The following is a 2,597-nucleotide window of genomic DNA, read 5'->3' as shown; positions in this document are numbered from 1 at the left end:
AATTGTAAGAGGCTAGTAAACAGAGGGTTGTTAAAGTGCGAGATTCTGCTCATAACCCGAAGGTCGCAGGTTCGAGTCCTGCTCCCGCTACGAAGAAAGAAGCTTTGCAGAAATGTAAAGCTTTTTTTGTTGTTATAGTGTTGTTACCACTTGGCAGGACGAGAAGTTTATCCTGAGCGAGGTACGAGTCGAAGGGAGTCCTGCTCCCGCTACTAAAAAGAAAGCTTCAGAATTATCTGAGGCTTTTTTGATTGTTGAAACTTTTAATCAATCTTGACAAGACGAGAAGTTTCTCCCGAGCCTTTCGACTTAGCTCAGTGCAATACTGAGGTACGAGTCGAAGGGAATCCCGCTCCCACTACCAAAAGAAAGCTAGCAACTTTTAATTTTACATTTTAAAGAAGTATATCATTCTCTTTAGTCAGTTTTGTTGGCCGGCCGATTCCCTGAATATAAGGAAACCTATTTTCTATTAATAACCCTTAGAACTGCTTCGAAGGACCTTTAGAACTGTTTCGTCTTTGTCTGGTGTTATTTGTTTTATCCCGTTGAATTCTGGTGTTAGGAGCAGTTCTCGTTACTTTTGTTACCGGATTATTCTTTGATTTAGGCATAAAAGCATCCAAAGAAACTTCAGGTTGTGTTTTGTTGGTCTCCTTTTTAGATTTAGGCATAAAAGCATCCAAAGAAACTTCAGGTTGTGTTTTGTTGGTCTCCTTTTTAGATTTAGGCATAAAATCATCTAAAGAAACTTCAGGTTGCACTTTGTTCGTATCCTTTTTAGATTTAGGCATAAAATTATCCAAAGAGACTTCGGGTTGTGTTTTGTTGGTCTCCTTTTTTGATTTGGGCATAAAATCATCTAAAGAAAATTCAAGTTCTGTTTTATTTGTATCTTTTTCTGTTTTTCTCTTTTGAACCATGTCTTTACTAGCAACTATAGGAAGTTCCGGTTTTTTCTTTGGTTCAATTTTTGTAGTTTTTTTAAAATCATACTTTAAAATTTCTTCAAGAGTTAAGTCATTGTCAAATCCTGGATTTAGTTTTTTTTCGCGTTCTATTTTTTTCTCTTCTGCTATTCTGTTTTCTACACAAAATAGTTTTTCATTCTCTTTTTTTAAGCATCCTTCTAAAACTTTTGGTGCTTTTCCCTTTTCGACTGGTGTAAAAGGATTTCGGCTAATATGGGGTAGTTTTTCTTTTCCAAATCTTTCTACAGAAACCAATTCTATTTTATATACTTCCTTGTCGAATTTTATTTCTTTATCGTTTTTGGTATAATTAGTGCCATTTCGCTCATTAAAATCTGTTAGTATTATTGCTTCTCCATTCTTATTTACTACACAATACTCATTTTTTTGACTGTATTCCTTTGTTGAGTAAGTTTTTACTGTTTCTCTTCCTTCATTTTTTTTGTTATCATGTTTTTGCGTGATATGTCCAACAGTTAACTGCCCATCATTTTCAGTCATAAAATAGACCGTTGGATTGTTATCGATATCTCCAGTATATCCTACAATATTATCTTTTGTATAAAAATCATCCTGATATCCCATAATTTCTTAATTTTTTAGGTTCTTATATTTTTAAATTCTGGAACCAAATTAGAAGGTCTTTCCTCTAATACATATCACAAAGTAATACCTGGGATAATTATGGGAATAAGTGGGTTGTCATTGCTTATGTATCTATGGATTGTATTTCCGGCGATCGAATATTACTTCAGTTCCTCCAATTATTACTTGAGTTTTTAAATAACCTTTTCTCGATCATACTTTAGCAAAAGCAATCTGATATTTTTAATATAAAAACAGAGAAGTACTTCAAGATCGACACATATGAATTGATATTAGATTGTTATAAGCAATATCAATAATATTATAAATCTTAAAACAAAATAAGTATGGCAACAGCAGTTAATCCAGGACAAAATCCAATTCAAGCTCAGATCGCTCAATTACAACAGCAAGAAAGACAATTGAGAGCGCAAGAAATACAATTAACACAAACATACAATAACCACAGACAAATGCTAGGAAGAATCCGGCAAGCGGGAGCACATTTTACGGCTGCACAACACGAAATCATGCGGTATAATAATTGGAATGGCCCTGGACGTCAGATCCCTTTGTTACCTAATCAGCAGCCACCTACAATACAAAGCGTAAGAGCAGTAGTAAATCAAGAGTTATTAAATCTTAACAATCAAGGGGTGTTACGAAATGTGAATTTTAATGGTCAAGATAGAGCAAATATTATGAATGACATTAATCAAAACCCACCTAACTTTCAAAATGCATTAGCCAGTATAAATAATTTCTTAACTAATAATGTAGCAGGTCGTGATCAAGCAACGATTGCTATTATGAATCAATTGAATGGTCAAATATTACAGTTACAGCAGCAACAACTTCAACTATTGGGACAAATACAGGCATTAAGAAACCCTGGGGCTGGGATAGGACACGTACAATTACAAGCATTGGCTGCACCACCAATTCAGAACAACAATGCTCAGAACAACAATGCTCAGAACAACAATGTTCAGAATAATAATGCTCAGAACAACAATGTTCAGAATAATAATGCTCAGAACA

At 34.3% G+C, this 2,597-nt stretch carries 2 protein-coding genes; one reads left to right on the top strand and one right to left on the bottom strand.

All coding sequences use genetic code 11. From position 1 onward, the window contains the following. Positions 1-482 precede the first annotated feature (482 nt). On the bottom strand, positions 483-1,556 hold the full coding sequence (locus tag ACXAGJ_RS24550) for a hypothetical protein (protein ID WP_474843813.1): 1,074 nt from the start codon (positions 1,554-1,556) through the stop codon (positions 483-485). A 347-nt stretch (positions 1,557-1,903) separates the two neighbouring features. On the opposite strand from ACXAGJ_RS24550, the gene ACXAGJ_RS24545 reads away from it, so the two are divergent. After that, the coding region (locus ACXAGJ_RS24545; protein ID WP_474843811.1) for a hypothetical protein at positions 1,904-2,597 on the top strand (694 nt) is incomplete at its 3' end.

The organism is Aquimarina sp. AWH4_224 (genome assembly GCF_056160245.1).
Note: the sequence above shows the minus strand (reverse complement) of the source record. Positions and strands in the feature narration are given on the sequence as shown.

What these genes read in the sequence shown, in the direction of transcription:
- ACXAGJ_RS24550 (WP_474843813.1), bottom strand. Translation starts at nt 1,556, where the DNA reads ATGGGATATCAGGATGATTTTTATACAAAAGATAATATTGTAGGATAT.